The sequence below is a fragment of the Sphingobium lactosutens DS20 genome (assembly GCF_000445105.1).
GTDB classification, from domain to species: domain Bacteria; phylum Pseudomonadota; class Alphaproteobacteria; order Sphingomonadales; family Sphingomonadaceae; genus Sphingobium; species Sphingobium lactosutens.
The window spans coordinates 145414-167124 of sequence record NZ_ATDP01000109.1; the positions used below are offsets into that span (position 1 = coordinate 145414).

Below are 21711 nucleotides of genomic sequence, written 5' to 3' on the forward strand. Positions count from 1 at the left end.
AACTTGCGACTTTGGTCTTAGTGCCACCTTCCGAGCGGGATTATTAATCGCCTCGCCTCAATCGTCCCGAAGCGATGGCGCGACGCAAGCCGTCACCCTGGGACAAACAGAATTGAGCGAACGCTAAAAGGATCCCGCATAAGCCGATCCGGTAGTTTGCCGTCGGGGAACTTGGCCCGTGAATGTTCGTAAACGACATCGGCGCTGAACGGCTTGCCCCTCAAGGCAGCTTTGTCGGGAATGTCTCCGGCCCCCCGGCTTCATCCGCCCACTCGCAACAACGATCTGAATCTCTGGCGAGTGATCCGCCACTTAGCGGGTATGTCCATAGCCATTCTTCGCGCCTAGCATTTCGACATTCGTGATCAGGAGTTTGATTCCGCCGCCGTTGTCGTCGATGATCGCCTTGGCATCGTCGGTGTTGGCAGCGGTCGAACGGGCGCAGCTCGACACAGCCGATGGGTAACGTGATGCCGATCCTTATGTCGCTGTGGCCTTTCATGGAAAGCGATCGTGTGGAGGCCGAGGCGCGGCAAGGATTTACCGCCGACGGCTGTCGGGCACGACAGATGGAGGAGATTGAGCGGAAGCCGAGGTTGGCAGCCGTCAGGGTTCAACCGAGGTAAATCTTCTGCCTCCTAGCCGGTCGCCTTGTAGCGTCCGTAGCTAACTTTCTCCAACAGCCCCTCCTCACACATGCGGGATAGGTAACAACGGGGAATGCCGATATCCGTGAGTTCTTTCGTCCGAACTTCCCCCCGCCAGCGAGCCAGAGCGACGGCGCGCTCCCTTAGAGACGGCTGGTTCCCGCCCTCGTACTTTCTACGCTCTGCCCGGTCTCGATCCCGTTTTCGAACACCGTGCGTTGGCTCACGATGGGTGGCCAGCTGGGCGTCTTGCGCAAACTCAGCTTCGTCGTGGTGTGCCTTGACGCCTCGGTTGGCTAGGCTTAACGCTCGGTATCGGGATATCGTTTTCCGAGCTTCATCGGTTGCGAATCGGAAAATTGTTTTAGACGTATCCTGAAATGGGAGCCATTCAGGATTGTCCGAGCCACGCGGCTTTGCCGAAGGCTCGGATCCTGAAGCTCCGAGCGATATCGTCTCTAGCATATTGAACGGTTCTCCGAAGGCGACGGACAGCTGTCCGTTTGGCCATGTGCTGTTCGAAACCAATGGGTCAAACCGGCATTTTTGGCGCTTTGCGAGTGTAGGCTGAAGGTCCATTACGCTTTCCCAACGAGATTAACAGAGCGATGCCACCATCGACAGTGGCGTCCTTCGAAATCGTCAAGATCCCGATCCTCCTGCGCGTTCCTCTCCCCAAACAGCTGCCATTCGATCGTGCATCTTAGCAGTGGCGCGGCCATCATTTGTGACCCATCCTTGCGATCCGGACGTGCAGCGCGATCCGGCTTGGACCGTCTTTCTTTGATCGTCATAGGTTTTGCTGAGGGCTGGAGCGGGTAGCGGGGGACTGACGTGCGGTTGTGGCGGGCCTTCGTGAACCAGCGTCCGGCCCGATCATTTCCTCGCCATCGTCGCCTTCGGTGCGGTCGATACCAGCCATGATGTCGGGGACGCTGCCTTCTCGATCATGTCCGGCAGCATTGGGTGTGGAAGGCGCGGTGCGTCGGGAACGTGTCATGCTGGGCCTCAATGATGGATGCGGAATGGGTTGACCTCGATTTGGCCTGTGCCGAAGATTGGCCTGTCGAGGGTAGGAGAACGCCGGGATGGCAATGCCGTGGGAGCATCATCATCAGATCGTGGTCGAGAGCTATTCGGCGCGTCGAGCGGGCAGTAAATCGGAAGTCAGGCTGCGGCCTGTGGCAGGCCAGATGTTCCCCACCGATATGAACGTCCAATGGTCTCGCAAGCTGCGGAACGCCCATGCTGTGGGGACGAAGTTCCGCATCTGGGTGAAGGAATCGGACATCAAAGGCGGGGAAGCTTTCCTCCAGTCGCCGTGGCAGTGGCCCTATGAAGTGGTTCAGGACTAGGCGGCGAGCGCGCGATAGACGCTGGCGCGGCCGATCCCCATCTGCTTTGCGATCGCGGCGGCCCCCATGCCACCGGCCTTGAGTTCCTTGATCTTGGTCGGATCGATCGATGCTGGACGTCCACGATATTTTCCTGCGGCCTGCGCCTTGCGCACGCCCTCCATCTGACGTTCCCGTCGGATATCGACCTCGAAGGCCGCCACTGCTCCGAGGACGCCGATCAACAGTCTGCTTTCTCGTGCAGCCGTCTTCCTGACACCTTCAATCCCGCAGATTTCCGCCATTTCCTCTCACCTGATCGCGCAACTTTATCCGCTACTTTAACAGCACGGGCCTTTCGTGCCGGATCGTGACGCCACTGATGATGAGAGGAGCACGATGCCGCGATGATGATTGCGGGGAACCTTGGATTTCCGTGCTCTGTGCCTGTGACGATCGATCGCCATGCCATGGTTGTCACGACATCAACGTCCCCAATCATGGGGATCGCAACATCAAGATCGGATGCATTTGTGTATCAGATATTTTTCACCGCGCTGTCGCCGCAGTCGATCATGATCGCGGCCACCTCGACGCGGTAGCGCTGGCCGAAGTGTCACCGTCTCGCTGATCGCGATCCGGCAAAATAGTGCCTCTACCTTATAATATATAGAAGCGGGGGCATTAATCGGACCGAAAGCGTAGCGTCCCCGGCGGCCCGCCCGCCCGGTGGTCATGTGGCACTTCGGCCATCGCAGTCAGGTCCACAATCAGCACGACCATACCAGATCATCTCTTCGACCATGGTTCCAGCAGGCAAGAAGATGCCATGGTGATGGTTGATCACTTTCCTGCCCCAATCTGCCATTCCATAAACCCGGCTGTCCAAGCCCCTTCCGAAGTCGGCCATTTCCGCCACTTCAATGATCGCCGTTTTGCCCTTCGTAAATCAGTGCCATTGGAATGGCCGTTTACGATCGCGGCACCATTTCCCGCTACGATTGCCGGATCGATAGTGGGGGTGACGATGCTGGGGCCGGACAATGCCATCTGGGATGATGGCGAGTGGATCAGTTGGGATGAGATCAACCAGCAGATCGAATATAAGGAATGGCGAGCCCGCTACCCCGACGCCGATCTATCCATGGTGGGCGTGTTTCAGAGTCTCATATCCACCGCCGAAGAATACCACGCCCTGACGGGACGCCATCTACAGGTCTATGGCGACATCGGTGAGCTATATGGCGTCATTACCCATGGCCTGAAGCTCCACCGAAATTACGCGCAGGGCTCCGACGGTCGGATTGGCAATGATTTCGTCGAGGTCAAAACGATCACGCCTTTCAAGACCAACGACATGGTTGTCCTGAACATGAAACGGAATTTCAGCAAGGTGTTGGTTGTGAAGATCAATGCCGAATTCGAGGTGCGCGGCAAGCTGATCGACCGCAAGGCATTGCCGAAGGTGAAAGGCGATAAGCTCATATTGGCGTGGGACCAGTTCGAGGCCGCCAACGCCTGATCACCGCAACCGCAGCCGGTCGATCTGATCGACCTCAGCGCGGCGCAACCGATAGTTTGGCTTCGACATCGGCCGAAATGGATGGAGCGATGCCGTGGTGACGTCCCACCATTCCCGCCAATCATAGCCCACGCCGATATACTGGATGCGTGCCCGGATCGAGAGAACCTCGCCGATATGCCGTTCAGTCTGGCCCCGACTGTCCATCTCGCGGATCACCAGATCGCCCATCCTCAGATCGTGCAGATCATGTCCCATACGCCCTCCCGTCAACGACATCGAATTATCATCGGTCAGGAGAAATATCGAAGTTTTTGAAGTGGTTGCTTGATCATAGACTTCATGAGAATCTGCGTCACATGGGTAAAATCTGACGGGATATCTCACCCCCTGATGATCCCCGCATCAATAGACCCGGATTTCATTTTGAGACCCCGCCGATGGTGAAGGTCTAGGATCAAACGAGACAGGAGGCCCCATGATCATCGGATATGCCCGTGTGAGTTCGACGTCCCAGTCGCTCGATATCCAGCATGAAGCGCTGACCGCCGCCGGGTGTGAGAAAATCTTCGCGGAGAAGGTGTCAGGCCGATCGACCTCCGATCGCGAGCAACTGGCGCTGGCTATGTCCTTCGCAAGGGAACATGACGTTTTCGCAGTGACGAGATTGGACCGTCTTGCGAGAAGCGTCGGTGATCTCCACCGGATCATCGAGACCCTGACCCAGAAGGGCGTGGGCTTCCGTTGTCTGAACCAACCCGGCGTCGATACCGATTCCAGCATGGGCAGACTGTTGATCGGCGTCCTCGGAGCAGTGGCGGCCTTCGAGGTCGATATCCGACGGGAACGTCAGATGGAGGGCGTGCGCAAGGCGCAGGCCGCAGGAAAATATCGTGGACGTCCAGCATCGATCGATCCGACCAAGATCAAGGAACTCAAGGCCGGTGGCATGGGGGCCGCCGCGATCGCAAAGCAGATGGGGATCGGCCGCGCCAGCGTCTATCGCGCGCTCGCCGCCTAGTCCTGAACCACTTCATAGGGCCACTGCCACGGCGACTGGAGGAAAGCTTCCCCGCCTTTGATGTCCGATTCCTTCACCCAGATGCGGAACTTCGTCCCCACAGCATGGGCGTTCCGCAGCTTGCGAGACCATTGGACGTTCATATCGGTGGGGAACATCTGGCCTGCCACAGGCCGCAGCCTGACTTCCGATTTACTGCCCGCTCGACGCGCCGAATAGCTCTCGACCACGATCTGATGATGATGCTCCCACGGCATTGCCATCCCGGCGTTCTCCTACCCTCGACAGGCCAATCTTCGGCACAGGCCAAATCGAGGTCAACCCATTCCGCATCCATCATTGAGGCCCAGCATGACACGTTCCCGACGCACCGCGCCTTCCACACCCAATGCTGCCGGACATGATCGAGAAGGCAGCGTCCCCGACATCATGGCTGGTATCGACCGCACCGAAGGCGACGATGGCGAGGAAATGATCGGGCCGGACGCTGGTTCACGAAGGCCCGCCACAACCGCACGTCAGTCCCCCGCTACCCGCTCCAGCCCGTCTCAAACCCCTGAAAATCAACGGAAACCTGCTCAAAAGCAGGTCACTTCGCGCGTTTGGGACACAAAGGTGGGTCACAATGACCCATCTAAAATCAACCTAACACCATCAAAACAAAAGAAATATTCCTCATCATCGTGGGTCACAACTGTGGGTCACAAACGATGGCCGCGCGGACTGTCGTTACGAGGCTCGATCTACCAATTCCGGGTGCGGGTCGAGATTCCGATCAGGCGTGGGATCAAACGTCCTGAACGCGATAGGGCGTCCATCTTCTAGCTTGATGTTTAAGGCCAATGGTGTCGCTTCAGTAGCGGGCTCATGCGACGCGCTACTGAGCCCGGCGAGAATATTAGCCTTACCCTGCATAGCGCGGCGCAGTAGCATATTCTCTTGACTGAGAAGCGTGCTTTTCATTTCGAGCGAGGAAACCGCTTGTAATTTCTCACGAAGATCATGGTCCAACGCGACGGTCGCGTCGCCAGAAGGTGAGAATGTGTCGAGAGCGTGTTTGATATCGTTCAGTCGCGATCGTTTACCTGCGTCGCGACCGGGAAATGCGCACAACAGCATGTATGCGCAGGCGCGAGCCCGGATACACAAAAACAGTTCGTCGTAAGCCTTGTCGATCGAAGCCAGTTGGTCTTGGATAGCCTTGCCAAATTTGCCGCTGCCCCACCCTTCCTTTTTCACCGTGCGAAGAGCGACGATCTGTTCACGAGTTTCCTCAATCAGGTGATCCTGCACGCGCATCAAATCAATTTCGTGCCGCTCAAGAGAATGAAGAACTTCTTCGGCCAACTCTCCTGTCAACACAGATTCGGCAATCTGCTGAAAATACCTGATCGAGCCGGTCAAAATGGAACGCCGCTCGCCTTTTTGGAATTTCGAAACATCGCTGAGAGACGCTTTGATTTCAGCCAAACTCTTTTCGATCTGTTCAAGCTTTTGCTGTTCTATCATCGCGCTCGCCAGCACCAGCACCGCTGTAGGTCCAACAAGACCGGCAACGGGCACTTGACCCAAGCTCTTGGTGATCCCCTGCTGCCCTGCCTTCACAATCGAAGCCGTGGCATTTTTTGCTCCTTCTTGCCACAAAGTGTCGCTACGCAGCATCTGCACGCCAGCCATCACGGGCTGGATGGCTTCCAACAATGGATACAAGAGGCCTGAAACTTTAGTGTTTTGGTTCACTTCGAGCCAACCCGAACCATCTGCCGGAAGGGTCGCAAGCGACAACACGGGGTCGCCGCCTTCCATGTAAATGGCCAACGCATTAGCGGGGTCATCAGCCGATACCAGATCACGATCTGTGCGAACTTCTTCATCTACCGGCAGCCGCCCCTCATCCATGAGCTTGTGACGGAGATAACCCAATTGCAGTAGCGCCGATGTAAATGGCTGCCATGCGTCGGAACTCAGTATGCCGCTCGCTGCACGAGAAGCTGCGGCTCCAGCCTCCTCAACTATCCGCTGACGTTCTTTGATCGGAGCGGTCAAAATATGCTGGCTGGCGAAGCAGTTGAGGAGGTTTGCCTCGCTTTTGGCGCTATCCCCAACGTCGATCGATAGCCCAACTTGCTTGCTGACCCCTTCCAACATCGCGGAATATGTGGGCCGTTCCCCATCGGTGCGAGCAAGCGCAGTCAGCGCAAGCCGATACACTTCGTCACCAATATGATCGGCATACTTCCCGTGGTCAGGAGCGTGGCGTTCAAACGCACGCGTCAACTTTAGAGCGCTTGCTGATGAGTTAACCAGCACATTTACGATCGGCGCGATCTCGTCGTTGGTGCAGCGCTCAAGGATATCATAGATATCACTACATAATTTAGCGTCACCCGATCCGCTCATCTGTATTTGCCCCCATTCTGAGATTCCGCAACGTGTTAGCTACATTGTTAAGTCAGGCATAGAGGCGCAATAGCTTAATTCACACCGGCAGAACCCGTCATTTTTGCTTCAGATGGGACAAGTCTAGGCCGGGAAATTCAATTTTCGATACGGCTTCAAACAGCACGGCGGGATGGTAGCCGGAACCATAGGCATCTGCGGCCTCACTTTGCCCTCCACCAGTGGTCCATCCTCCCAGCCTCAGCACGATATCCCGGTCGATGCGAGCATTCCTCGCTGCGTCGCGAAAACCATGCCTGAACGAATGAAAGCATGTCAGCGGAGCACTGGCTGATGCGCTGATGAGAAATCTGGAAAACCACCGAGAATATGCAACAGAGCGAAATCCTTTCGCTCCGAGAGGAAGATCATCGAACAGCTTTAACACGCCCATTCTACGTTTTTTCTCGACAAAATCCAAGAAGTTCAATTGAAGTAGGATCGGATGGATTGGCACAATCCGAGCGCTGGCTTTATTCTTCAGCGACTTGTCCCTTGTGCCGACAAGACTATCTTCGGTAATCGCGAAACACGCCACGCCCTCAATGTGCCTGATATCGGCAACGTCAAGCTGGCAAATTTCATTCAGGCGTGCGCCCGATAGAAGGCCTACAAGAGCGATCCAATATCGTGCGCCAGCGGCAATCGCTGGACCCGGCACAGCATATCCGCCCTGCTCATCTTTGCAGCCGGTATACACTGGAGCGGTGAAAATTCGTTGAAGCTGCTGGAGGGAAAGCGGTCGCCGCCGGTCTTGAGCATGAACCGTTTCGGCAAGCTGCAACCCCTTCGACGGATTGCGGCCGATGTATTCTTCCGCGACCGCCCAGTTCAGCAGGCTGCTGAACCGCGCCATATACGCGTTTAGATTTGTCGGGTTAATTGTCCGAATCTGCGGATCAGATTTCCCCATTGCTGCGGCGTCTCGCGCGCAGAGATCACTGTATATCTTACTGAAATTGACCGGTAGCCAGCGAAGGGTGTCGAACAAATCGCGGCACGCTTCTCGCGTGATGCCGGTAATCGGAGTCGAAGCGCCGAGGATATCCTCAACGACCCGGCGCGTTGTCTCGTGAGCCAGCATCGTTCGTGCGCACCTTCGACGGGTCGGATCGTCAAGGTATCGCTGGTAGACCGCTGAAAGCGTAGGCGTAGCGGGACCCTCTTCATACTCTCTTGGTGGCGACATCATGAGATCGCCGCCCCCGAATGCAGGAGGTGACGGCATCGCCTTTGCCACGAAGCCGGTATTGCCTTTCGCGGTAAGAAGGCTTTCTTCGTATCGCAGCCCAGCTTCGCGACGCTTCTCCTCGAACATAGCGTCGATCTCGGCCGTCATCCGCCACCCCAGCCTGACTGCCACTGACGGACTGTCTGTGCAAAGCGATCGCTTCAGGTGGCTGCAACCCATTACAACTCGTAGGTCAGAAGGGACCCGCACCCGGAATTGGTAGATCGAGCCTCGTAACGACAGTCCGCGCGGCCATCGTTTGTGACCCACAGTTGTGACCCACGATGATGAGGAATATTTCTTTTGTTTTGATGGTGTTAGGTTGATTTTAGATGGGTCATTGTGACCCACCTTTGTGTCCCAAACGCGCGAAGTGACCTGCTTTTGAGCAGGTTTCCGTTGATTTTCAGGGGTTTGAGACGGACTGGAGCGGGTAGCGGGGATCGAACCCGCATCACAAGCTTGGAAGGCTAGTGCTCTACCATTGAGCTATACCCGCCCGGCAGAGGAGCGCCCTGCCATCATCGCGGGGGATTCGTCAAGCCGGCTTCGCGCGATGGGCGCGAGAAGATGGCGCTTACGCGCCGACGCCATTTCCTCTATCACCGGCGCATGAGCAGCCCATCCCTGCGCCAACTCGACATTTTCGCGCAGATGGCGGCGGCGGGCAGCGTGGCGCGCTGTGCCGAGGATATGGGCCTGACGCCGGCGCAGGTGCTGGACGGGATCGCGGCGCTGGAGATGCGGCTGGGCTATCGGCTGTTCGACGATTCGGGCGGCGCGGCGCAGCTGACGCCGGCAGGCCGCAAGACCGCGCAGGCGATGATGCAACTGGGCGGCGACGACGCGCCGACCGTCGTCGATGCACCGGATGCCGATATGCCGCCAGCGCAGGCGGCGCCATCCGCGTCGCCGCGCGACGCGATCATGCTGGCCGCGCCGGCGCCGATCTTCGGCCATTTCCAGGATGCGCTCGCCGCGTTCGAGGCGGCCAATGACGATATCGCCATCAGCATCGACCTGCATGTCCATAGCGCGGACGATGCGGCGGCGGCGTTGGCGGTCGGACGCGCCGACATCGCCTATTTCTACGCGCTGGAGGCCCCTGCCTCACCCCCGTCGCGCTATGGCTGGTCCGAACCGCTGAACCTCTATGCCGGGAGCGGCCATCCGCTGGCGCGCGCGGACATGGTGGGTCGCAGCGACCTCGCCGCAACGCCGCTGCTGGCGATGGAGCGTCATAACGGGATGCGCATCATCGCCGAGGCGGCGCTTGCGCGCGGGCGCGCTTCTTTTCCGATGACGGCGTTGGAAAGCGACAATATGCTGGAGATCGTCGAGGCGCTGCGCGACGGGGTCGGCTGCTTTGCCGCCTTTGGTCCCTTGGCGCGCGACCTAGGCCGGATGAGCGGCATCCGGCGGCTGGCGCTGGACATGCCCCTGCCCGCCATCGAAATCCGTCAGGCGACCGCGCCGCATGTGGAGAATAAACCGGCGGCGCAGGCGCTGGCCGACTATCTGTTCCTGTAGCATCGATGCCTGATTTCGCCGCGCCGCAACATATTTGCGACAAATGCACTTGATACGATGTATCATCCCGGATAGAGGGTCGGCTTCAGACCATAATCAAAGGGTTGATCCTGCATGTCCCGCCTTTCGATGCTGCGCGCCGGTTGCGCTCTCCCGCTGCTGTGCCTTTCCGTCCCCGGCCTTGCGCAGACCGCGCCAGCGGCCGACGCGCCGCAGGATGGCAGCTATCATGACCAGCGCGTCGACATCGTCGTCACCGCCCTGATCCCGCGCCGGCAGGGCGACATATTGTCGGGCACAAGCGTGCTGACCGGCGAAAAGCTGACCCGCGAACTGCGCCCCAGCATCGGCGAAACGCTGGCGCGCCAGCCCGGCGTGTCCGCGACATCCTTTGGCCCCAGCGCGTCGCGCCCCATCCTGCGCGGTTTCCAGGGCGAGCGCGTGCGCATCCTGACCGACGGGATCGGCAGCTTCGACGTGTCGAACACATCGGTCGACCATGCCGTGGCAATCAATCCGCTGACCGCCGACCGCATCGAAATCCTGCGCGGGCCTTCCGCCCTGCTCTACGGGTCATCGGCGATCGGCGGCGTCGTCAATGTGATCGACAGCCGAATCCCGCGCCGCGTGCCCGACGAACCGGTGCATATCGACGCGATCGGCACCTATGGCAGCGCCGCCAATGAACGCACGGGCGCGGGCGAAATCGAAGTGCCGCTGGCCGACAAGTTCGTGGTCCATCTGGACGGCACCTATAGCAAGACCGGCGATCTCGACACCGGCAGCTATATCCTGACGCCCGCGCTGCGCGCGCAGGCGGCGGCGAGCGGCGACGCGGAGATTGCCGACCTTGCGAACCTCAAAGGCAAGCTGCCCAACAGCGCCGGGCGCGTCTGGGAAGTGGCGGGCGGCGCGGCCTATATCGACGATGGCGGCAATCTGGGCGTGTCCTTTGCCCACACCGACAATTTCTATGGCGTGCCGGTGCGCTATGCGCTCGACCCCGATGGCGAGGCGGAGCAGGTGCGGCTGCGCATGAAGCAGGACCGCGTCGACCTGCGCGGCGAAGTCGCGGTCAATGGCGGCTTCCTCGACAGCATCCGCCTGCGCGCGGGCTATGCCGATTATCAGCATCAGGAAATCGAGGACACGGGCGAGGTCGGCACGACCTTCTACAACCAATCGATGGAAAGCCGGCTGGAATTCGTGCAGTCCAAGCGCGGCGGATGGGACGGCGCGTTCGGCGCGCAATTCTTCACTCGGCGGTTCCAGGTCGAGGGCGAGGAGAAGTTCCTGCCCAAGAATGAAACCAACCAGATCGGCTTCTTCACGCTGCAATCGCTGGACCTGGGCGACACCCGGCTGGAAGGCGGCGCACGCTTCGAACATACCGATGTCAGCGCCGATGCCGACGATACGCTGTTCTTCGACGGCCGCCGCCGCAGCTTCGACGCGCTGTCCGGCTCGATCGGCATCAGCCAGGCGATCATGCCCGGCTGGCGCATCGGCCTTAACGCATCGCGCAGCGAACGCGCGCCGTCGGCCGAGGAATTGTTCGCGCGCGGCAATCATGCCGGCACGCAGGCATTTGAACTTGGCGATCCCGATTTCGGCAAGGAAAAAAGCTGGGGCCTGGAAGGCACGCTGCGCGGATCGGGCGAAGGCTACAGCTTCAGCCTGGCGGCCTATCATAACTGGTTCAGCGGCTATATCTATGAAAGCGTCGCCGCCGACAGCGTCTGCCAGGCGGTCAACGGCGGCGAGGATCTGGAATTTCCCTGCTACGCCTTCAGTCAGGCCGACGCCCGCTATTACGGGTTCGAGGCCGAAGCGTCGGTCAAGCTGGCGCAATTGGGCGGCTATGCGATCAATGTCGATGGCGTAGCCGACTATGTCCGCGCCACCATCAAGGGCAATGGCCCCGCGCCGCGCATCCCCCCGCTCCGTCTGCTGGGCGGCCTGGAAGCGCAGGGCGATCGGCTGTCCGCCCGCGCCGAAGTCGAGCATGTGTTCGATCAGGACCGGGTGACGGACTTCGAAACGCCGACCGACGGCTATACGATGGTCAACGCATCGCTGTCGTTCAAGCCGCTGCCGGGCAATGACCGCACCACGCTGATGCTGTCGGCCAACAATATCTTTGACGTGGAGGCCCGGCGCCACGCCAGCTTCCTCAAGGATTACGCGCCGCTCGCTGGCCGCGACATCCGCGTGACGGCGCGCTTCTCGCTTTAAGGCACTGACATAGGGAGCCGGGGCAGACGTCCCGGCTCCACCGGCCGATTGCGCATTATGACGTTTCTGTTACATGCGTTCGATGCGCCAGATCGCCGCCCTGCCCTATACGACCGCCGCCGACGGGTCGATGCAGATCCTGCTCATCACCTCGCGCGACACCGGCCGTTGGGTGATTCCCAAGGGCAACCGCATGAAGGGGCTGGCCGGCCATCGCGCCGCCGAACTGGAGGCTTTCGAGGAAGCGGGAATCCAGGGCATCGCCTGCCCCGCCCGCATCGGTCGCTACCGCTATGACAAGCGCCGCCGCAAGGGCGGATCGCGCGAGGCGATGGTCGATGTGTTTCCCCTCGCCGTCACCCGCCACCTGCCGCAATGGCCCGAACAGGGGCAGCGCGAACTGCGCTGGTTCCCGCTTGCCGAGGCGGCGAAAGCGGTGGACGAGCCGGATCTGCAATCGATCATCGCGCGCTTCCGCGAACCGCCAGCCGATCCGGGCTGGTTCTTTCGCATCCTGATCGCTATGCGCGACCGGCAGAATGAAAGGACAGGTCTATTGCGCTGGTTCCACGCGCTGATGCCCAAGCAGGGTCGCTTCTTCGAACAGTTTGAGGATCATGCCACGACATTGGTCGCGGGCGCGGACGCGCTCGCCCGGCTGATGCAGGGCGGGCCCGACATGGCGACCCATATCCGCACCATCTCCGATCAGGAGCATGTCGCCGACGACATCATCCGCGACGTGCTGAAAGATGTGCGCCGCATCTTCGTCACGCCCTTTGACCGGAGCGCGATCACCGACCTCATCGGCGTCATGGACGACGCGATCGACCAGATGAACCAGACGGCCAAGGCGGTCGCGCTGTATGAGGTCACGACATTTCCGCCGCAGATGCAGGATATGAGCGCGCTGATCGTCGAATGCGCGCGCATCACGGAAGAAGCGATCCCGCTGCTGCGATCGCTCAACCTCAATGCCGCGCGGCTGCATGACCTGACCGAACGACTGGTCAAGCTGGAAGGCCATGCCGACATATTGCACGAAGACGGCCTGAAGCTGCTTTATGCGCAGGCCCGCGAAGGCAATCCGATGGACTTCATCGTCGGCCGGGAAATCTACAGCCATCTGGAAAAAGTGACCGACCGGTTCGAGGATGTCGCCAACGAGATTTCCGGCCTGGTCATCGACCACGCCTGATCCTGCGCGCCCGTCATGGACCCTATCGCCCTTCCCCTGCTGATCGCGCTGGTCGGCGTCGCCCTGCTGTTCGATTTCCTGAACGGGCTGCACGACGCCGCCAATTCGATAGCGACCATCGTGTCGACCCGCGTGCTGAAACCGCAATATGCGGTCGCCTGGGCGGCCTTCTTCAACTTCATCGCCTTCCTCTTTTTCGGCCTGCATGTCGCGACCACGGTGGGCAAGGGCATTGTCGACGCCAGCATCATCGACCCGCAGGTGATTTTCGGCGCGCTGATGGGGGCGATCAGCTGGAACCTCATCACCTGGGGGCTGGGCATTCCGTCCTCGTCCAGCCATGCGCTGATCGGCGGATTGCTGGGCGCGGGTGTATCCAAGGCCGGCCTGCCCGCCGTGGTGTGGAGCGGCGTGTTCAAGACCAGCGTGGCCATCGTCCTGTCGCCGGCGGTCGGCCTGTTCCTGGCGCTGATGCTGGTGCTGGTGGTGAGTTGGATATTCCGCCGCTTCACGCCGCAGGGCGCGGACCGGGTGTTCCGCAAGCTGCAACTGGTGTCCGCCTCACTCTACTCGCTCGGCCATGGCGGCAATGACGCGCAGAAGACGATGGGGATCATCGCGGTGCTGCTCTATTCGCAGGGTATGCTGGGCGGCACTTTCTATGTGCCCTTCTGGGTGATCCTGTCGTGCCAGGCGGCGATGGGCCTGGGCACCTTGCTGGGCGGGTGGAAGATCGTCCACACCATGGGGTCGAAGATCACGCGGCTGACGCCGGCGCAGGGTTTCTGCGCGGAAACCGGCGGGGCGATCACCCTGTTCATGGCGACCCATCTGGGCGTTCCGGTGTCGACCACCCATACCATCACCGGCGCGATCGTCGGGGTGGGCGCGTCGCGCCGCCTGTCCGCCGTGCGCTGGAACATCGCATCGCGCATCGTCGTCGCCTGGGTCGTCACCCTGCCCGCCGCCGCGGCGATCGGCGCGCTTTTCTACGGCCTGACGCAGTTGTTCTGAACAGGATTGAGGGCGCGGTCGGTTGCCCGCCGCGCCCTTCCCTCTCCTAAGGCGATCCGTCAGGCCGCGCGGCCCAGGCGGTGATAGAGATTGGCATATTTGACCGATTCCGGCTGGTCCTGCACTTCGCGCAGATAATGGGCGATGGCGGTGCGGATGAGGCTGAAATCCTCCTGGCTGAACACCGCGCGCGAACGGGCGGGCTGGGGATGGCCGTGGGTCGGTTCGATCGTCTGCGCCTGCATGAGCCTGTTTCCTTGTGCGACACCCCGAAGCAGCGGGGCCATGGACAGCGATGTAGACAGGCCCGCCGCCGCGAAACAGACCGATGAGTGGCCACTAGTCACAATCCATATTGGTCGTATTGTAAAATCATGACATACTGACTACATGGCAGATATTGGCGATCGTAAACTGTACCTTGGCCCCAAGCTGCGGGTGTTGCGTCGCGAACTGGGCCTCAACCAGACGCAGATGGCCGAGGAACTGGGCGTGTCGCCAAGCTACCTCAACCATCTGGAGCGCAACCAGCGCCCGTTGACGGCGCAAATGATGCTGCGGCTGGCCAATACCTATGACATCGACATTCGCGATTTCGCCGCGCCCTCGACTGATGGCGGGCCGCGCGAACTGAGCGAGATATTGTCCGACGCGCTGGTGCGCGACATTGGCATATCGCGCGACGAGGTGCTGGAAGTCGCGGAAAATTATCCGGGCGTGACCGAGGCGGTGGCGCGATTCTATCGGGCGCTGACCGACCTGCGCCGAGTGCCGGGGGAGGCGTTTGCGGGCGCGGCGGAGCGGGTGCCGATGATCGCCCCGATCGACTGGCTGCGCGAGATGATCGCAAGGGCGGGCAATTATTTTGCCGAGATCGACGCCGGCGCGGAAGCGATCGCGGCGGACCTGCCCGAGGACCCGGCGTTGCTTCAGGCGACGTTGCGCGCGCGGCTCAGGGACCGGCACGGGATCAGCGTGCAGACGGTGCGGGCGGACCTGATCGCGGGTCGGCTGCGCCATTTCGACATGCACCGCCGTCGCCTGATGCTGAGCGAGCGATTGCCGCCATCGGGCCGCCTGTTTGGCGCAGCCTGGCATCTGGTGGCGCAGGAATTGGCCGACGCCATCGCGGCGCAAGTGGCGCGCGCCGCGCCGCCGGATGAGGACAGCCGCCGCATCGCGACGATCGCGCTCACCAACCATGCCGCCGCCGCGCTCATCATGCCCTATGAGCGGTTCCGCCAGGCGGCCGAGCAGAGCCGTCACGATCTGCCTTTGCTGTGCGACCGGTTTGGCGTGTCGCTGGAGCAGCTGGCGCATCGGCTGACCAGCCTCAATCGCACCGGCGCGCGCGGCATCCCCTTCTTCATGGCGAAGATCGATGGGGCCGGGCAGATCGCCAAGCGGTTCGATGGCGAGGCCTGGCCCTTCGCCCGCTATGGCGGCACCTGCCCGCGCTGGGACGCGCATGACGCGCCAGCATCCGGGGCAATCGCCGCGCAGCTGATCGAGACAATGGAGGGCAAAAGGTTCGTCACCCTATCGGCCAGCCTGCCGCGCGGTGCGGCGGGTGGACGCGCGCGAACCGTGATCGCGCTGGGCTGCGAAGCCAAACATGCCGCGCGCATCGTCCATGCCGATGGCCTGGACGCAGAGCGGGGCGACGCGACCGAGGTGGGGCCGGGCTGCCCGCTATGCGAACGCCGCGCCTGCCCCGACCGGGCCTTGCCGCCGGTCACGCGCGCGCTGGACCTGCACAGCTATGAACGAACGACCGCGCCTTACCCGTTCCGGCGGGTCTGATCAGGCGGCGGCTTCTTCCGCGTCCTCGGTATCCGCCTTCTTGCGGTCGGTGAACCAGATGGCGATGATCGTGACTTCGTAAAGCAGCAGCAGCGGGATGGCGAGCATCAGCTGCGACACGACATCGGGCGGGGTGAGTACGGCAGCCAGCACGAAGGCGGCGACGATCATATAGCGGCGCAGGCCGATCAGTTGTGCGCGCGTGACAAAACCCGCGCGATTGAGCAGCATCAGCAGCACCGGCATCAGGAAGCTGATGCCGAAGGCCAGAATGAACTGCATGACAAGTCCAAGATAGGCGTCGGCGCTGGGCAATGCCTCGACCGAAAGGCCGCTGCTGTCGCCCTGAAACTCCAGAAAGAAGTGGAAGGCAGTGGGCATCACCACGAAATAGGCAAGGCTGGCGCCCATGGCGAAGAGGAAGGGCGTCGCCAAAATGAAGGGCAGCAGCGCCTTTTTCTCGCGCGCGTACAGGCCGGGCGCGACAAAGGCCCAGAGCTGGTTGGCGATGATCGGGAAGGAAAGGCAGAAGGCGCCAAAGAAGGCGATCTTCACCTGCACGAAAAAGGCCTCATAGAGCTTGGTATAGACCAGACGCCCACCGCCATCGCCAAAGGCTTCCTTGAGCGGGTGGACGAGAATGGCGAACAATTGCTCGGAAAAATAGAAGCAGATCGCGCCGGTGATGGCGAGCGCATAGACGCATTTGAGCAGCCGGCCGCGCAGCTCGATCAAATGGTCGAGCAAGGGCGCCTTGCTGTCGTCAATATCGTTGATCATGCCGCCGCGTCGCCCTTGTGCGCGGGCATGGCATCGTCGTCCTTGGCAGGAGCTTGCGCCACATAGGGCGGGCGATCGCTCGCCGGTTCGGCCGCCGACGCGGGACGCGATTCGGCGACGAAGGGCGGCTTGGGCGCGGGTGGCGCGGGATCGGCCACATAGGGCGGCGCCTCGGCTGCCCCTGCCCCATCAGCGACTGACGCGGCCGCTTTCGTCCCGGCATCGGGCGCTGGCAGCGCATCCACAGCCGGCGCGGGCGGATGATCGTCCATGATCCGCTTGTTCTGCGCGGCCCATTTCTTTTCCAGCTCTTCCAGCTCGACTTCGCGCACCATCGCGTCGATTCCGGTGCGGAAGTGACGGGCCATGCCCTGCGCCTTGCCCACGATCTGCCCGACCTTATAGAGCGCGCGCGGCAGGTCCTTGGGACCGATCACGATCACCGCAATGATCACGATCACCAGAAATTCGGTCGAATCGATGCCAAACATGCGCGACTACCGGCCCGGAGGTTGAAGGATCAGGCCTTGGTCTTTTCTTCGGTGGTCGCGCTCGGCGCATCCTGTTCGGGCACGCGATGACCCTCGATCCGGGTCGCGGGCTTGGCGGGCGTCACGTCGTCATCGTCGTCGGCCATGCCCTTTTTGAAGCTCTTGATGCCCTTGGCAACGTCACCCATCAGGCCGGAAATACGGCCGCCGCCGAACAGCAGCATGACGACCAGGAGCACGATCACCCAGTGCATCAGCGAGAAGGAACCCATAATATCTACTCCTGTCAGAGGGCCTTACTAGGCCTCTTCCTCATCATTTTCCAGAACGGATTGGCCGCCCATAGCCTCCAGTGCCAGATCGACGGGATCCAGCAGCCCGGCGGCGCGCAGATCCTCCAGCCCCGGCAGGTCCCGGCGGCTGCTAAGCCCGAAATGTGACAGGAAGTCTACGCTGGTCGCATAGATGAGCGGTCGTCCCGGCACTTCGCGGCGACCGGCCGGCCGCACCCAGCCCGCTTCCATCAGCACGTCCAGCGTACCCTTGGCCACCTGAACTCCGCGGATAGCCTCGATCTCCGCGCGGCTGACCGGCTCATGATAGGCGATGATCGCCAGCGTCTCCATCGCCGCGCGCGACAATTTGCGCGGCTCGTCCTTTTCACGGCGCAGGATATGGGCAAGGTCGGGCGCGGTCTGGAAGTGCCATCGGCCGCCGCGCTCGACCAGATTAATGCCGCGCCCGGCATAGGCGTCGGCCAGGCCCGCAAGCGCCGCCGCCATATCGCCATCGCCGACATGAAGTTTGAGTTCAGCGGGCGTCATCGGCGCTTCGGCGACGAACAGAGCCGCTTCTATCGCGCGCATATAATCATCGGGTTCTGAATTCATGGCCCGGCATGCCCCGATGCGGCAGCGCGCAGATAGATGGGCTGAAAAATCCCGTCCTGCTGGATATCCAGCCGCCCCTGCCGCGCCAGTTCCAGCGCCGCGACAAAGCTGCTCGCGAGCGCCGACTTCGCCTTGGGCTGGTCCAGATCGGCCGGCAGGAATGCTTCCAGCCGGGTCCAGTCCAGCGCCGCGCCGACCAGCGCGCCGACCCGCTGGATCGCCTCGTCCAGCGTCATGACCGGGCGCACTTCGATGGTGTGCACCACCGGCTGCGTGCGCGCGCGAATCTGGCCATAGGCCTGGATCAGGTCATAGAGGCTGGCCTGCCACTGCGCCTTCTTGACGAGGCGCAGCCCTTCGGGCCGGCGGCGGCGGAACACGTCGCGGCCGATGCGATCACGCGCCATCAGCCGCGCCGACGCATCGCGCATCGCGTGCAGCCGCTGCAACCGCAATTGCAGCCGCAGCGCCAGTTCCTCCGGGCTGGGATCGGGCTGTTCCGCGCGGGGCAGCAACAGCGAGGATTTGAGATAGGCGAGCCAGGCGGCCATCACCAAATAATCGGCGGCCAGTTCGAGCTTAAGCTGCCGCGCCCCTTCGATGAAGGCGAGATATTGTTGCGTCAGCGCGAGGATCGAGATTTCGCGCAGGTCGACCTTCTGGTTGCGCGCCAGCGTCAGCAGCAGGTCAAGCGGCCCCTCCCAATGGTCGAAGCTGACGGTCAGCATCTCCGGCCGCGCCGCGCGGCTGTCGTCATCCTGTCCGAACAGGTCCGCGCTCACTCCACCGTCACCGACTTGGCGAGGTTGCGGGGCTGGTCGACATCCGTGCCCTTGGCGACGGCGACATGATAGGCGAGCAGTTGCACCGGCACGGCATAGACCAGCGGCGCGATCAGCGGATGAACCTGCGGCATTTCGATCGTCGCCATGCAGCCTTCGCCCGCGATGGCGATGCCGTCCGCGTCGGAAATCAGCACCACCTTGCCCCCGCGCGCCTGCACTTCGGCCATGTTGCTGACGGTCTTTTCAAACAATGGGCCGCTCGGCGCGATCACGATGACGGGCACGGCATCGTCGATCAGGGCGATCGGACCATGCTTCATTTCGCCCGCGGCATAGCCTTCGGCATGGATATAGCTGATTTCCTTGAGTTTCAGCGCGCCTTCCAGCGCCATCGGATAATCCGGCCCGCGCCCCAGATACAGGACGTCGCGCGCGGGCGCGATGAGGTGCGCCATCGACTCGATCTGGCCGTCGCGGGCCAGGGCCTGGTTGAGCGCGGCGGGCGCTTCGGACAGGTGCCAGACGATGTCGGCCTCCTCTTCCGGCGTCAGCTTGCCCTTGGCGCGCGCCAGATTGGCCGCCAGCGCCGCCAGCACGGCCAGCTGACAAGTAAAGGCCTTGGTCGATGCGACGCCGATTTCCGGCCCGGCATGGGTGGGCAACAGTAGGTCCGCCTCGCGCGCCATCGAACTGGTCGGCACGTTGACGACGACCGCGATGATCTGCCCTTCGGCGCGGGCATGGCGGAGCGCAGCCAGCGTATCCGCGGTTTCGCCCGACTGGCTGATGAACAGGGCCAGGCCACCCGATTCCAGCACCGGCTCGCGATAGCGAAACTCGCTCGCCACATCGATGTCGACGGGGACGCGGGCGAATTTCTCGATCCAATATTTGGCGACAAGGCCCGCATAGAAGCTGGTGCCGCAGGCGACGATGGTGATGCGCTTCACCTGGGCCAGGTCGAAATCCATGTCGGGCATGGCGATCTGGTTTTCCATGCGGCGCAGATAGGAACGCAGCGTCTGGGCGACGACGACCGGCTGCTCGTAAATTTCCTTCTGCATGAAGTGGCGATGATTGCCCTTGTCGATCATCGCGCCCGACACGCCGGAAATGGTGACGGGGCGATCGACGGGGTTGTTGTCGTGATCGAAAATCTCCGCGCCGTCGCGGGTGATGACGACCCAGTCGCCTTCCTCCAGATAGGCGATGCGCTGCGTCAAGGGCGCGAGCGCCAGCGCGTCCGACCCGAGATAGGTTTCCCCGTCGCCATAGCCCACCACCAGCGGCGACCCCAGCCGCGCGCCGATCAACAGATCGGGATGCTCGCGAAAGGCGATGGCGAGCGCGAAAGCGCCGTGCAGGCGCGGCAATATCGCCCGCACGGCGTCGGTCGGGGACGCGCCCTGCTCCACCTGCTCGCTCACCAGATGGGCGACGACTTCGGTGTCGGTCTGGCTGTCGAAATGACGGCCGCGCCCAACCAGTTCCTCGCGCAGCGACTTGAAATTTTCGATGATGCCATTGTGGACCAGCGCCACCTGCGCCGTCGCATGGGGATGCGCGTTGCTGGTGGTCGGCGCGCCATGGGTGGCCCAGCGGGTATGGGCGATGCCAGTGGTGCCGGGCAGCGGTTCGGCGACCAGTTCCTTCACCAGATTGTTGAGCTTGCCCTCCGCGCGGCGACGTTCGATCGCGCCGTCATGGATGGTGGCGACGCCCGTGCTGTCATAACCGCGATATTCCAGGCGCTTCAAACCATCGACCAGCCGTTCCGCCACGTCGTCCTTGCCGATGATCCCGATGATGCCGCACATGAAGGAAAAGCCCCGATCGACCCAGATTGAACCCGATGCCCCTTTTATAAGGGCAAGTCATGGTGAAGCCATTAAAGGCTCCGCGCCGCTGCGCCAACAGCGTGAGCCAACTATTTGCGCGCGGCGGGCCGGATGGTGAGGAACCAGATGTCGGGCGGGGCGAGCATGCGGAAAGGCAGGCCGCTGGTGCCCACGCCCGCCGCGACGATCATCTGGCGCTCACCCTCGCGGTAGCGGCCGCAGGCGTAGCGCGTGCCATATTTCGACGGCACATAGACGATGCCGGCGAAGGGAAAGGCGACCTGCCCGCAATGGGTGTGGCCCACCAGCGTCAGTGACGGCGTGTCGGGCAGGCGCGGAAAAACGTCGGGCCCGTGCGACAGGATGACGGGCGCGCCACCGATCCGCGCCATCGCCGCCAGCGTGCCGTCGATCGCGGGCTTGCGGGTGTAGATATCCTTCAGCCCGCCGATCGCCAGCGGCCCGCGCCGCACCGCGCCATCCTGCAACAGGGTGATGCCGACCGCGTGGAACGCCGCCTGCCAGTCGCTCGCGCTCAAGGCCCGGCGGTTCTTCTTGCTGCGGCTGTCATGATTGCCCAGCACCGCCACCACGCCCATCGGCGCGCGCAGGGCGGCAAAGGGCGCGATGCTGGCGCGCGCGTCATAAATGGCCGCGCCCTTGTCATCGCCGATATAATCGCCGCCCAGCAGGATGAGGTCAGGTTGAAGCGCGTTGATCTGCGCGACGATCCGCGCCATCCGCTGCGGACTGTTATCCGGCCCGGACAGATGCGTGTCGGTCAGCAGCGCGACGGTGACGGGCCGCTGCGCCGCGCCCGCCGGATAGGGCAATATCACCTCCGCCCGCCGCACCACCGGCATCGCGCGCGCATTGTGGATCAGCCACAGGGCAAAGCCGACGCCCAGCACCAGCAGCGCCGCCAGCCCCAGGAGCCATTTGCGGATCACGAG

Annotated in this window: 21 protein-coding genes and 1 tRNA gene; 8 read left to right on the plus strand and 14 right to left on the minus strand. The window is 62.0% G+C overall.

Features of this window, described 5'->3' with window-relative positions; all coding sequences use genetic code 11:
- Positions 1–1735: 1735 nt before the first annotated feature.
- The gene (locus RLDS_RS53035; protein WP_021228616.1) at positions 1736–2002 is read left to right on the plus strand and encodes a hypothetical protein; all 267 of its coding nucleotides are present in this window, start codon (positions 1736–1738) and stop codon (positions 2000–2002) included.
- Here the strand turns inward: RLDS_RS53035 and RLDS_RS53040 are convergent.
- The gene (locus RLDS_RS53040; protein ID WP_269078230.1) at positions 1999–2286 is read right to left on the minus strand and encodes a helix-turn-helix domain-containing protein; all 288 of its coding nucleotides are present in this window, start codon (positions 2284–2286) and stop codon (positions 1999–2001) included. The two genes, RLDS_RS53035 and RLDS_RS53040, sit on opposite strands and share 4 nt — an antisense overlap.
- A gap of 524 nt (positions 2287–2810) precedes the next feature.
- Between RLDS_RS53040 and RLDS_RS53045 the strand changes: the two genes are divergently transcribed.
- Positions 2811–3503: a hypothetical protein gene (locus tag RLDS_RS53045; RefSeq protein ID WP_236616946.1), complete on the plus strand. Its 693-nt coding sequence runs from the start codon at positions 2811–2813 to the stop codon at positions 3501–3503.
- On the opposite strand, the gene RLDS_RS53050 is transcribed toward RLDS_RS53045, so the two are convergent.
- The gene (locus RLDS_RS53050) at positions 3504–3761 is read right to left on the minus strand and encodes a hypothetical protein (RefSeq protein ID WP_021228621.1); all 258 of its coding nucleotides are present in this window, start codon (positions 3759–3761) and stop codon (positions 3504–3506) included.
- Positions 3762–3981: 220 nt separating this feature from the next.
- Here RLDS_RS53050 and RLDS_RS53055 point away from each other — a divergent pair, with 220 nt between their 5' ends.
- Entirely contained in the window at positions 3982–4524 is a 543-nt protein-coding gene (locus RLDS_RS53055) for a recombinase family protein (RefSeq protein WP_021228622.1), read from the plus strand.
- Here the strand turns inward: RLDS_RS53055 and RLDS_RS53060 are convergent.
- The 4 genes from RLDS_RS53060 to RLDS_RS53070 all read right to left on the minus strand — a co-directional run bounded on the left by RLDS_RS53060 (position 4521) and on the right by RLDS_RS53070 (position 8693).
- Positions 4521–4787 carry a hypothetical protein gene (locus tag RLDS_RS53060; protein WP_021228616.1) on the minus strand — a complete coding sequence of 89 codons (267 nt, stop codon included), beginning with the start codon at positions 4785–4787 and terminating at the stop codon, positions 4521–4523. The two genes, RLDS_RS53055 and RLDS_RS53060, sit on opposite strands and share 4 nt — an antisense overlap.
- Before the next feature lie 466 nt (positions 4788–5253).
- Positions 5254–6924 (minus strand): hypothetical protein, encoded by a 1671-nt coding sequence (locus RLDS_RS53065; RefSeq protein WP_021228623.1) that lies wholly within the window; start codon positions 6922–6924, stop codon positions 5254–5256.
- Between the two features lie 97 nt (positions 6925–7021).
- Positions 7022–8545 (minus strand): site-specific integrase, encoded by a 1524-nt coding sequence (locus RLDS_RS54835; protein ID WP_330217116.1) that lies wholly within the window; start codon positions 8543–8545, stop codon positions 7022–7024.
- Between the two features lie 74 nt (positions 8546–8619).
- Positions 8620–8693 (minus strand) — tRNA-Gly (locus RLDS_RS53070).
- Positions 8694–8806: 113 nt separating this feature from the next.
- Between RLDS_RS53070 and RLDS_RS0129170 the strand changes: the two genes are divergently transcribed.
- From RLDS_RS0129170 to RLDS_RS53085, 4 genes are all read left to right on the plus strand, one after another.
- Positions 8807–9724 (plus strand): LysR family transcriptional regulator, encoded by a 918-nt coding sequence (locus tag RLDS_RS0129170; protein WP_031299229.1) that lies wholly within the window; start codon positions 8807–8809, stop codon positions 9722–9724.
- Between the two features lie 114 nt (positions 9725–9838).
- On the plus strand, positions 9839–11959 hold the full coding sequence (locus tag RLDS_RS53075) for a TonB-dependent receptor (protein WP_021228625.1): 2121 nt from the start codon (positions 9839–9841) through the stop codon (positions 11957–11959).
- 82 nt (positions 11960–12041) lie between these two features.
- The gene (locus RLDS_RS53080; protein WP_031299231.1) at positions 12042–13157 is read left to right on the plus strand and encodes a DUF47 family protein; all 1116 of its coding nucleotides are present in this window, start codon (positions 12042–12044) and stop codon (positions 13155–13157) included.
- Positions 13158–13172: 15 nt separating this feature from the next.
- Positions 13173–14171, plus strand: coding sequence for an inorganic phosphate transporter (locus tag RLDS_RS53085; RefSeq protein ID WP_021228627.1), 999 nt, complete (start codon positions 13173–13175; stop codon positions 14169–14171).
- Positions 14172–14230: 59 nt separating this feature from the next.
- Here the strand turns inward: RLDS_RS53085 and RLDS_RS53090 are convergent, their stop codons facing one another.
- Positions 14231–14416 (minus strand): hypothetical protein, encoded by a 186-nt coding sequence (locus RLDS_RS53090; RefSeq protein WP_021228628.1) that lies wholly within the window; start codon positions 14414–14416, stop codon positions 14231–14233.
- Between the two features lie 145 nt (positions 14417–14561).
- Here RLDS_RS53090 and RLDS_RS53095 point away from each other — a divergent pair, with 145 nt between their 5' ends.
- A complete protein-coding gene (locus RLDS_RS53095) occupies positions 14562–15974 on the plus strand; it encodes a helix-turn-helix domain-containing protein (protein ID WP_021228629.1) in 1413 nt (470 codons plus the stop codon).
- Here RLDS_RS53095 and tatC read toward each other — a convergent pair whose 3' ends face one another.
- The 7 genes from tatC to RLDS_RS53130 all read right to left on the minus strand — a co-directional run bounded on the left by tatC (position 15975) and on the right by RLDS_RS53130 (position 21708).
- Positions 15975–16754 carry a twin-arginine translocase subunit TatC gene (gene tatC, locus RLDS_RS53100; protein WP_021228630.1) on the minus strand — a complete coding sequence of 260 codons (780 nt, stop codon included), beginning with the start codon at positions 16752–16754 and terminating at the stop codon, positions 15975–15977.
- The gene (locus tag RLDS_RS53105; RefSeq protein WP_021228631.1) at positions 16751–17245 is read right to left on the minus strand and encodes a Sec-independent protein translocase family protein; all 495 of its coding nucleotides are present in this window, start codon (positions 17243–17245) and stop codon (positions 16751–16753) included. Before RLDS_RS53105 ends, tatC begins: the two co-directional genes overlap by 4 nt.
- Positions 17246–17274: 29 nt before the next feature.
- Positions 17275–17517 carry a twin-arginine translocase TatA/TatE family subunit gene (locus RLDS_RS53110; RefSeq protein ID WP_021228632.1) on the minus strand — a complete coding sequence of 81 codons (243 nt, stop codon included), beginning with the start codon at positions 17515–17517 and terminating at the stop codon, positions 17275–17277.
- A gap of 27 nt (positions 17518–17544) precedes the next feature.
- Complete coding sequence (gene scpB / locus RLDS_RS53115; protein WP_021228633.1) at positions 17545–18135, minus strand: SMC-Scp complex subunit ScpB; 591 nt, start codon at positions 18133–18135, stop codon at positions 17545–17547.
- Positions 18132–18863, minus strand: coding sequence for a segregation and condensation protein A (locus tag RLDS_RS53120; protein WP_040604035.1), 732 nt, complete (start codon positions 18861–18863; stop codon positions 18132–18134). The genes scpB and RLDS_RS53120 overlap by 4 nt, the downstream gene beginning before the upstream one ends.
- 50 nt (positions 18864–18913) lie before the next feature.
- Entirely contained in the window at positions 18914–20737 is a 1824-nt protein-coding gene (gene glmS, locus RLDS_RS53125) for a glutamine--fructose-6-phosphate transaminase (isomerizing) (protein ID WP_021228635.1), read from the minus strand.
- A gap of 110 nt (positions 20738–20847) precedes the next feature.
- Complete coding sequence (locus RLDS_RS53130; RefSeq protein ID WP_021228636.1) at positions 20848–21708, minus strand: metallophosphoesterase; 861 nt, start codon at positions 21706–21708, stop codon at positions 20848–20850.
- Between the last annotated feature and the right edge of the window lie 3 nt (positions 21709–21711).

Bases quoted from the DNA above. Each gene is read 5' to 3' on its own strand.
- RLDS_RS53055 (WP_021228622.1), top strand. From the start codon at position 3,982: ATGATCATCGGATATGCCCGTGTGAGTTCGACGTCCCAGTCGCTCGAT.
- RLDS_RS53110 (WP_021228632.1), bottom strand. From the start codon at position 17,517: ATGGGTTCCTTCTCGCTGATGCACTGGGTGATCGTGCTCCTGGTCGTC.
- RLDS_RS0129170 (WP_031299229.1), top strand. From the start codon at position 8,807: ATGAGCAGCCCATCCCTGCGCCAACTCGACATTTTCGCGCAGATGGCG.
- RLDS_RS53095 (WP_021228629.1), top strand. From the start codon at position 14,562: ATGGCAGATATTGGCGATCGTAAACTGTACCTTGGCCCCAAGCTGCGG.
- RLDS_RS53050 (WP_021228621.1), bottom strand. From the start codon at position 3,761: ATGGGACATGATCTGCACGATCTGAGGATGGGCGATCTGGTGATCCGC.
- RLDS_RS53045 (WP_236616946.1), top strand. From the start codon at position 2,811: ATGGTGATGGTTGATCACTTTCCTGCCCCAATCTGCCATTCCATAAAC.
- RLDS_RS53060 (WP_021228616.1), bottom strand. From the start codon at position 4,787: ATGGCAATGCCGTGGGAGCATCATCATCAGATCGTGGTCGAGAGCTAT.
- RLDS_RS53040 (WP_269078230.1), bottom strand. From the start codon at position 2,286: ATGGCGGAAATCTGCGGGATTGAAGGTGTCAGGAAGACGGCTGCACGA.
- RLDS_RS53120 (WP_040604035.1), bottom strand. From the start codon at position 18,863: ATGCTGACCGTCAGCTTCGACCATTGGGAGGGGCCGCTTGACCTGCTG.
- glmS (WP_021228635.1), bottom strand. From the start codon at position 20,737: ATGTGCGGCATCATCGGGATCATCGGCAAGGACGACGTGGCGGAACGG.
- RLDS_RS53075 (WP_021228625.1), top strand. From the start codon at position 9,839: ATGTCCCGCCTTTCGATGCTGCGCGCCGGTTGCGCTCTCCCGCTGCTG.
- RLDS_RS53080 (WP_031299231.1), top strand. From the start codon at position 12,042: ATGCGCCAGATCGCCGCCCTGCCCTATACGACCGCCGCCGACGGGTCG.
- RLDS_RS53090 (WP_021228628.1), bottom strand. From the start codon at position 14,416: ATGCAGGCGCAGACGATCGAACCGACCCACGGCCATCCCCAGCCCGCC.
- RLDS_RS53065 (WP_021228623.1), bottom strand. From the start codon at position 6,924: ATGAGCGGATCGGGTGACGCTAAATTATGTAGTGATATCTATGATATC.
- RLDS_RS53085 (WP_021228627.1), top strand. From the start codon at position 13,173: ATGGACCCTATCGCCCTTCCCCTGCTGATCGCGCTGGTCGGCGTCGCC.
- RLDS_RS53035 (WP_021228616.1), top strand. From the start codon at position 1,736: ATGGCAATGCCGTGGGAGCATCATCATCAGATCGTGGTCGAGAGCTAT.
- RLDS_RS53105 (WP_021228631.1), bottom strand. From the start codon at position 17,245: ATGTTTGGCATCGATTCGACCGAATTTCTGGTGATCGTGATCATTGCG.
- tatC (WP_021228630.1), bottom strand. From the start codon at position 16,754: ATGATCAACGATATTGACGACAGCAAGGCGCCCTTGCTCGACCATTTG.
- scpB (WP_021228633.1), bottom strand. From the start codon at position 18,135: ATGAATTCAGAACCCGATGATTATATGCGCGCGATAGAAGCGGCTCTG.